This window comes from Serratia sp. (in: enterobacteria), assembly GCF_046715635.1.
Lineage (GTDB): Bacteria > Pseudomonadota > Gammaproteobacteria > Enterobacterales > Enterobacteriaceae > Chania.
This window is the reverse complement of record NZ_JBKJYW010000332.1, coordinates 1-7,566: the sequence shown is the minus strand read 5'-3', so window position 1 is coordinate 7,566 and position 7,566 is coordinate 1. Positions and strand designations below refer to the sequence as shown.

Here is a 7,566-nt window from a genome sequence, read left to right as displayed (position 1 = left end):
GGTTGCAGGTGCCAGCAGGTTGTGGCGCGACAGGCCAGAGCCGTCCACCACGATGCTGTTACCTAGGTCTACCCCGGCCTTCTGGCGCAGAACCTGGCGTACTGCATCTGCTCCCGCGCGCCAGGTGCCCGGTACGCCAAAGCGTTCATGGCCGATGGTGCGAAACACGGTATCGGCAATCATGTTGTCCGACTTCTTCAGCATGATTTTCAGCAGATCATGCAACGGTGCAGATTGTGTCTGGGCGATCACCGTACCCGTCATGCCCGGCTGGGTTTGGCGCTTCAAATGACCGCCAATCTGGATCCCTGATTTGACCAGCTCATCTTTCAGGATGGCACCGGCATAGCTGGCTCCATCTTGAATGGCAAATGCCAACGGCAGTGGTTCACTGCGCTGGGTTAGGCATCCGGTCAGTGTAAAGCGGTTCAATTCGCCCGGCACCACATCCAGTTCACAATATTGTGCATCTGGAGAGCCTTTCGCCAGCGTTCTTACCTGGCTGAACATATTGACCGGGTAGAATGAAGCCACGCGAATAAACGCCATCTCACCGGGGTTAGGGGCGCTGTAAAGGGAAACCGAGAAACAGTTGCGATCGACAATCGCTGCCGCTGGCGGGGCGCTGAAACATTGGGTCATATCGTTCCAGGGCCAGCCGGGCGCTTTGTCATGGCTAGCAAAGACCGAGGTATCGACCAGCACATCGCCGCTGATTTCGCGCACTCCCTGTTTTTTCAGTTCCGCCACCATATTGCGCAGATTCTGCCGCTTGAAGGTGGGATCTCCGCTGAAACGGGCGATAAGGTTGCCACGCAACACGCCATCCGTGATGTTGCCCTGACTTTCCAGTGTCGTGGTGAAGCGATAATCCGGCCCGAGCTGCAACAAAGCCGCTAGCGCGGTAAGCACCTTCTGGGTGCTGGCCGGGAGTGCCATTTGCTGTGAGTGATAGTCGATGGTTGGCGTGGTCGCGCCAATCTTCTGAACTATCAGGGCCAGGTTCGCCCCATCAGGCAAATATTGTGTGTAATCTTCAACCGGGGCCGCATGGGCATTAACAGCAAATGCGCAGGCCAATACACTGACAATTCGTGAAAAACGCATAATCTCGGGGTAACAGCTGGATAACGTGCTGTCATACTACGGTGCAACAAGGGATAAAGTAAACGATGACCCTTAAGGAACTCTAGGCTAAAATGCGTATCAAAATGCAAAATCGACGCTGACTTGGAGCAAACCTCCGAGCTCGGTTTCTTTTGTTTATCGCCTGGAGACGGAAGGCGCAACGCCTGCCGTAATTTCATACGAACACGTCAGGATGACGCTAATGCCCTATGGATGTTGAGCTGCGGTTAGCTTGCAAGACCACGGGTATATTTGAACAGGATAGATTTAGAGGTATTTAACGATGAAACAGATCCCGATGACCTTGTTTGGCGCAGAACAGCTGCGTGAAGAACTAGAATATTTGAAAGGTGTGCGTCGCCCGAAAATCATTGCCGACATCGCCACCGCACGCGAACACGGTGACCTGAAAGAAAATGCCGAGTACCATGCCGCTCGTGAACAGCAGGGTTTCTGTGAAGGGCGTATTCAGGAAATCGAGGCCAAACTGTCCAATGCGCAGGTGATCGATATCACCAAGATGCCTCAGACTGGCCGCGTGATTTTTGGCGCTACCGTCTCGGTGATGAACCTGGATAGCGAAGATCAGGTGACTTATCGCATCGTGGGGGATGATGAAGCAGACTTTAAGAAGAATCTTATCTCTGTCAACTCACCGATGGCTCGTGGCCTGATTGGCAAAGAGCAGGATGATGTTGTTGTCATCAAAACCCCCGGTGGTGATGTAGAATACGAAATTCTGAAAGTGGAATATCTTTAATTTCGCCCGAGTTGGTTAAAAGTTCAGCAGGGTTTTGTAAAGAAAGGAAAAAGGCCGCAAGCGGCCTTTTATCTGAGCCCGGCGCATGGCACCGTCTCAGCAAACAGATAGCGGATTAGCGCGGCAAAGTGATCTTGCGCTCTTTCGACGGGCGGTAAAGAATAAGCGTACTGCCGATCACCTGCACATTGCAGGCACCCGTTTCACGCACAATAGCGTCGGCGATCAGGGTTTTGGTTTCGCGATCTTCGGCAGCAATTTTTACTTTGATCAGCTCGTGATGCTCCAGAGCCTGCTCAATTTCAGCCAACACCCCTTCGGTGAGACCGTTATTACCCAGCATGACCACCGGTTTTAACGGATGTGCCAGGCCTTTCAGGTGTTGTTTTTGTTTATTATTCAGATTCATTGTCTTTTTTGCTTAAGTTGGGATTGAAAACGGTACATTCTACCGCCATCTCATGTGTATCACCAAATCGGTCTGCACCGAATTGAGTTTACGTGAGAAGCGAACCTGGCATGAGACTCTTTTTAGGATAGTTGGAATACTCGATGGCAAATAAAAAGCGTTCGGCCAGTTCAAGTCGCTGGCTCCAAGAACACTTTAGCGATAAATATGTGCTGCAGGCGCAGAAAAAAGGGCTGCGCTCGCGCGCCTGGTTTAAACTTGATGAAATACAGCAAAGTGACAAACTGTTCAAGCCAGGTATGACGGTCGTTGATTTGGGGGCTGCGCCGGGCGGTTGGTCGCAATATGTGGTCACCCAGATTGGTGGTAACGGGCGTATCATTGCCTGTGATATTTTGCCAATGGATCCCATCGTTGGCGTCGATTTCCTTCAGGGCGATTTTCGTGATGAACTGGTCCTCAAAGCACTGTTGGAACGTGTAGGTGATAGTAAGGTTCAGGTAGTCATGTCTGACATGGCCCCGAATATGAGCGGCACCCCGGCGGTCGATATCCCAAAATCGATGTATCTGGTGGAATTAGCACTGGAAATGTGTCGTGATGTTCTCGCACCAGGCGGTAGTTTCCTGGTGAAGGTGTTCCAGGGAGATGGTTTTGACGAGTACCTACGGGAAATTCGCTCCCTGTTTACGAAGGTTAAGATTCGTAAGCCAGACGCTTCTCGCGCACGTTCGCGTGAAGTGTACATTGTAGCGACAGGGCGGAAACTGTAGTACCCTAACGCTGTTTGTTAACACAGTTGTAATATGAGGTTAATCCCTTGAGTGACATGGCGAAAAACCTAATTCTCTGGCTAGTCATCGCGGTCGTGTTGATGTCGGTATTCCAGAGCTTTGGGCCCAGCGAGTCTAATGGCCGTAGGGTGGATTACACCACCTTCATGTCCGAACTGACCCAAGATCAGATCCGTGAAGCGCGCATTAATGGGCGTGAAATCAACGTTGTCCGTAAAGACAGCAACAAGTACACCACTTACATCCCGGTCAACGATCCGAAGTTACTGGATACGTTGTTAACCAAAAACGTTAAAGTTGTTGGTGAGCCACCGGAAGAGCCAAGTTTGCTGGCTTCCATCTTTATTTCCTGGTTCCCAATGTTGTTGTTGATTGGGGTCTGGATCTTCTTTATGCGGCAAATGCAGGGCGGCGGCGGCAAGGGCGCGATGTCCTTCGGCAAGAGCAAGGCCCGTATGCTGACGGAAGACCAGATTAAGACCACTTTTGCCGACGTTGCAGGCTGTGACGAAGCCAAAGAAGAAGTGAGTGAACTGGTAGACTACCTGCGCGAACCGAGCCGTTTCCAGAAGCTGGGCGGTAAGATCCCGAAAGGCGTGCTGATGGTCGGCCCTCCGGGTACCGGTAAAACCCTGCTGGCGAAAGCGATTGCTGGCGAGGCGAAAGTCCCGTTCTTCACCATTTCCGGTTCTGACTTCGTCGAAATGTTCGTCGGTGTGGGTGCATCCCGCGTGCGTGACATGTTCGAACAGGCCAAGAAAGCGGCACCGTGCATCATCTTTATCGATGAAATCGATGCCGTAGGTCGCCAACGTGGCGCAGGCCTGGGCGGTGGTCACGATGAACGTGAGCAAACGCTGAACCAGATGCTGGTTGAAATGGACGGCTTTGAAGGCAACGAAGGCATTATCGTCATCGCGGCAACTAACCGTCCTGACGTACTGGACCCGGCGTTACTGCGTCCAGGTCGTTTCGACCGCCAAGTGGTGGTTGGGCTGCCAGACGTGCGTGGCCGTGAGCAAATCCTGAAGGTACACTCGCGTCGCGTGCCGTTGGCGCCAGATGTTGATGCTTCAGTGATTGCACGAGGTACACCGGGTTTCTCCGGTGCGGACTTGGCCAACCTGGTCAACGAAGCGGCCCTGTTCGCAGCACGTGGCAACAAGCGCGTGGTGTCGATGGTGGAGTTCGAAAAAGCCAAAGACAAGATCATGATGGGTGCGGAACGTCGCTCCATGGTGATGACGGAAGCACAGAAAGAGTCGACCGCCTATCACGAAGCGGGCCACGCCATTATTGGCCGTCTGGTTCCTGAGCATGACCCGGTGCATAAAGTCACGATTATTCCTCGTGGCCGTGCGCTCGGCGTGACCTTCTTCCTGCCGGAAGGGGATGCGATCAGCGCCAGCCGTCAGAAGCTGGAAAGCCAAATCTCTACCCTGTACGGTGGCCGTCTGGCAGAAGAAATTATTTACGGGCCGGAAAAAGTCTCTACCGGTGCATCGAACGACATTAAAGTCGCTACCTCGATCGCCCGCAACATGGTGACCCAATGGGGCTTCTCTGAGAAGCTGGGGCCATTGCTGTATGCGGAAGAAGAGGGCGAGGTGTTCCTGGGCCGTTCCGTGGCCAAGGCGAAACACATGTCTGACGAAACCGCACGTATCATCGACCAGGAAGTCAAATCCCTGATTGAGCGCAACTATGTTCGCGCACGTGCGTTGCTGATGGAAAACATGGACATCCTGCATTCGATGAAAGATGCACTGATGAAATATGAAACCATCGATGCGCCTCAGATCGACGACCTGATGAACCGTAAAGATGTTCGTCCACCAGCGGGTTGGGACGACGTGGTGAAAAGCAACAACTCCGACAATGGCGGCACACCAAAAGCGCCAACGCCGGTAGATGAGCCGCGTACGCCAAACCCAGGTAACACTATGTCTGAACAGCTCGACAAGTAACATCGGCTGTAGCGTAAAATAAAACCCCGGTCAGCCGGGGTTTTTTATTGCTGGCTGAAAATTGCTGCTTCTCCTTTGGTGAGAGGGGCGGGATCCACTCCAGGCAACAGAGTAGTATTGACTCCAAGGTAGATTAATCATGCAGTTAACCGTGCGCGACCAAATCCTCGATCTCAACCATCCTCGGGTGATGGGGATCCTCAACGTTACTCCAGACTCCTTCTCTGACGGCGGGCGGCATAATTCGCTGAATGATGCCCTGCTGCATGCGCACGCGCTGATTTCGGCTGGCGCGACGATGATCGATGTGGGAGGTGAATCCACGCGCCCGGGCGCTGCCGAGGTCAGTGAAGAGGAAGAGATTGAGCGCGTCGTGCCGGTAGTCGAAGCCTTGGCGCAGCGGTTTGAAATTTTTATCTCGGTGGATACCTCAAAAGCTGGAGTGATCCGCGAATCCGCCAAAGCCGGTGCTCATCTGATCAACGACGTTCGCTCGTTGCAGGAGCCTGGTGCGTTACAGGCTGCCGCCGACAGCGGTCTGCCGGTCTGCCTTATGCATATGCAAGGCGAGCCGCGTACCATGCAACAGGCACCGCATTACGATGACCTGATAGCGGACGTTAATGCATTTTTCCAACAGCATATCGACCGCTGCATTGCTGGTGGTATAACAAAACAGAAATTGTTACTCGACCCAGGCTTCGGTTTCGGTAAGAATTTAGCGCATAATTATCAGCTTCTGGCCCGATTAGTGGAATTCCACCACTTTGGTTTGCCACTGTTGGTGGGGATGTCGCGTAAGTCGATGATTGGGCAGCTATTGAATGTTCCCCCTGAACAACGGGTTATCGGCAGCGTGGCCTGTGCGGTGATTGCCGCGATGCAGGGGGCGCAGATAGTCAGAGTGCATGATGTCAAAGAAACCGTCGAGGCGATGCGTGTCGTCGAGGCAACACTTTCAGCTAAGGGATAGTAGAAACATGAGCGAACGCAAATATTTTGGTACCGACGGTATTCGTGGCAAAGTCGGTGACAGTCCAATTACCCCAGAATTCGTCCTCAAGCTTGGCTGGGCGGCTGGCAAGGTATTGGCGCGTCACGGTTCGCGTAAGATCATCATCGGTAAAGACACCCGTATCTCAGGCTACATGCTAGAGTCGGCGCTGGAAGCCGGGCTGGCGGCGGCGGGACTATCCGCTTCGTTTACCGGCCCGATGCCAACCCCGGCGGTAGCGTATCTTACCCGAACTTTCCGTGCGGAAGCCGGGATCGTGATTTCTGCCTCACATAACCCATTTTACGATAACGGCATCAAGTTCTTTTCCATCGACGGCGCCAAACTGCCAGACGATGTGGAAGAGGCGATCGAAGCGGAAATGGAAAAACCACTGACCTGCGTCGAATCTGCCGAGCTGGGTAAAGCCAGCCGCATTGTCGATGCCGCTGGCCGCTATATCGAATTCTGTAAAGGTACCTTCCCGAGTGAACTAAGCCTGAACGGGCTGAAGATTGTGGTGGACTGCGCCAACGGTGCCACTTATCACATCGCTCCAAGTGTTTTGCGTGAGCTGGGTGCCACGGTGATCGCCATCGGTTGTGAACCGAATGGCATGAATATCAACGAAGAGTGCGGTGCTACCGATGTGCGTCAACTGCAGGCGCGGGTACTGGAAGAGCAAGCACACGTGGGTCTGGCCTTTGATGGCGATGGCGACCGCGTGATGATGGTGGATCACCTGGGTAACAAGGTCGACGGCGATCAGATCCTCTACATCATTGCCCGTGAAGGCCTGCGCCAGGGGCAACTGCGCGGCGGTGCCGTGGGTACACTGATGAGCAACATGGGCCTGGAACTGGCACTGAAACAGCTCGGTATCCCGTTTGCCCGTGCCAAAGTAGGCGACCGCTACGTACTGGAAAAACTGCAAGAGCTCGGCTGGCGCATCGGGGCGGAAAACTCCGGCCACGTGATCCTGCTGGACAAAACCACCACCGGGGACGGTATCGTCGCTGGTCTGCAAGTGTTGACGGCGATTGTGCGTAATAACATGAGCCTGCACGACCTGTGCAGCGGCATGAAGTTACTGCCACAGATCTTGGTCAACGTACGCTTTACCGGTGAGCACAACCCACTGGAGTCGGAGGCCGTGGTGAAAGTAGCCCAGCAGGTGGAAGCCGAATTGGCTGGCCGTGGCCGTGTGTTATTGCGCAAGTCAGGCACGGAGCCGTTGATCCGCGTGATGGTTGAAGGTGATGCGGATGAGCAACAGGTGAAAGACATGGCTCACCGTATCGCCGATGCGGTCAAGTTGGCAGGCTGATAAACAGACGCCCTCACCCTAACCCTCTTCCACAGGGAGGGTGGACCGATCGAGTGAGGCTGAAAATTCGGTAACGTACCTTGGATAGGGGGGCTAGTGTGTCGAATACCCTGCCTCCCTTCTTTTTACTCATCACTTTCCGAAGCAGTACAACCTCATCTAAAGACGCCGGGCAGCTCCCTCTCCC

General features: G+C 53.7%; 7 protein-coding genes. 5 read left to right on the top strand and 2 right to left on the bottom strand.

Annotated features, from left to right (window positions below; all coding sequences use genetic code 11):
• Positions 1–1,107: serine-type D-Ala-D-Ala carboxypeptidase (gene dacB / locus ACLQ7H_RS17605; RefSeq protein ID WP_411753769.1), on the bottom strand; the 1,107-nt coding region annotated here is incomplete at its 3' end.
• 304 nt (positions 1,108–1,411) lie between these two features.
• On the opposite strand from dacB, the gene greA reads away from it, so the two are divergent.
• Entirely contained in the window at positions 1,412–1,888 is a 477-nt protein-coding gene (gene greA, locus ACLQ7H_RS17600) for a transcription elongation factor GreA (RefSeq protein WP_021179044.1), read from the top strand.
• 115 nt (positions 1,889–2,003) lie between these two features.
• Here the strand turns inward: greA and yhbY are convergent, their stop codons facing one another.
• Complete coding sequence (gene yhbY, locus ACLQ7H_RS17595; protein ID WP_411753768.1) at positions 2,004–2,297, bottom strand: ribosome assembly RNA-binding protein YhbY; 294 nt, start codon at positions 2,295–2,297, stop codon at positions 2,004–2,006.
• 143 nt (positions 2,298–2,440) lie between these two features.
• On the opposite strand from yhbY, the gene rlmE reads away from it, so the two are divergent.
• The 4 genes from rlmE (at position 2,441) to glmM (ending at position 7,379) form a co-directional block, all read left to right on the top strand.
• Entirely contained in the window at positions 2,441–3,070 is a 630-nt protein-coding gene (gene rlmE / locus ACLQ7H_RS17590; RefSeq protein ID WP_021179046.1) for a 23S rRNA (uridine(2552)-2'-O)-methyltransferase RlmE, read from the top strand.
• 56 nt (positions 3,071–3,126) lie between these two features.
• Complete coding sequence (ftsH, locus tag ACLQ7H_RS17585) at positions 3,127–5,058, top strand: ATP-dependent zinc metalloprotease FtsH (protein ID WP_411753767.1); 1,932 nt, start codon at positions 3,127–3,129, stop codon at positions 5,056–5,058.
• A gap of 139 nt (positions 5,059–5,197) precedes the next feature.
• On the top strand, positions 5,198–6,031 hold the full coding sequence (folP, locus tag ACLQ7H_RS17580) for a dihydropteroate synthase (protein ID WP_411753766.1): 834 nt from the start codon (positions 5,198–5,200) through the stop codon (positions 6,029–6,031).
• 7 nt (positions 6,032–6,038) lie between these two features.
• The gene (gene glmM / locus ACLQ7H_RS17575) at positions 6,039–7,379 is read left to right on the top strand and encodes a phosphoglucosamine mutase (protein ID WP_411753765.1); all 1,341 of its coding nucleotides are present in this window, start codon (positions 6,039–6,041) and stop codon (positions 7,377–7,379) included.
• Positions 7,380–7,566 lie beyond the last annotated feature (187 nt).

Bases quoted from the DNA above. Each gene is read 5' to 3' on its own strand.
- yhbY (WP_411753768.1), bottom strand. From the start codon at position 2,297: ATGAATCTGAATAATAAACAAAAACAACACCTGAAAGGCCTGGCACAT.
- folP (WP_411753766.1), top strand. From the start codon at position 5,198: ATGCAGTTAACCGTGCGCGACCAAATCCTCGATCTCAACCATCCTCGG.
- ftsH (WP_411753767.1), top strand. From the start codon at position 3,127: ATGGCGAAAAACCTAATTCTCTGGCTAGTCATCGCGGTCGTGTTGATG.
- glmM (WP_411753765.1), top strand. From the start codon at position 6,039: ATGAGCGAACGCAAATATTTTGGTACCGACGGTATTCGTGGCAAAGTC.
- rlmE (WP_021179046.1), top strand. From the start codon at position 2,441: ATGGCAAATAAAAAGCGTTCGGCCAGTTCAAGTCGCTGGCTCCAAGAA.
- greA (WP_021179044.1), top strand. From the start codon at position 1,412: ATGAAACAGATCCCGATGACCTTGTTTGGCGCAGAACAGCTGCGTGAA.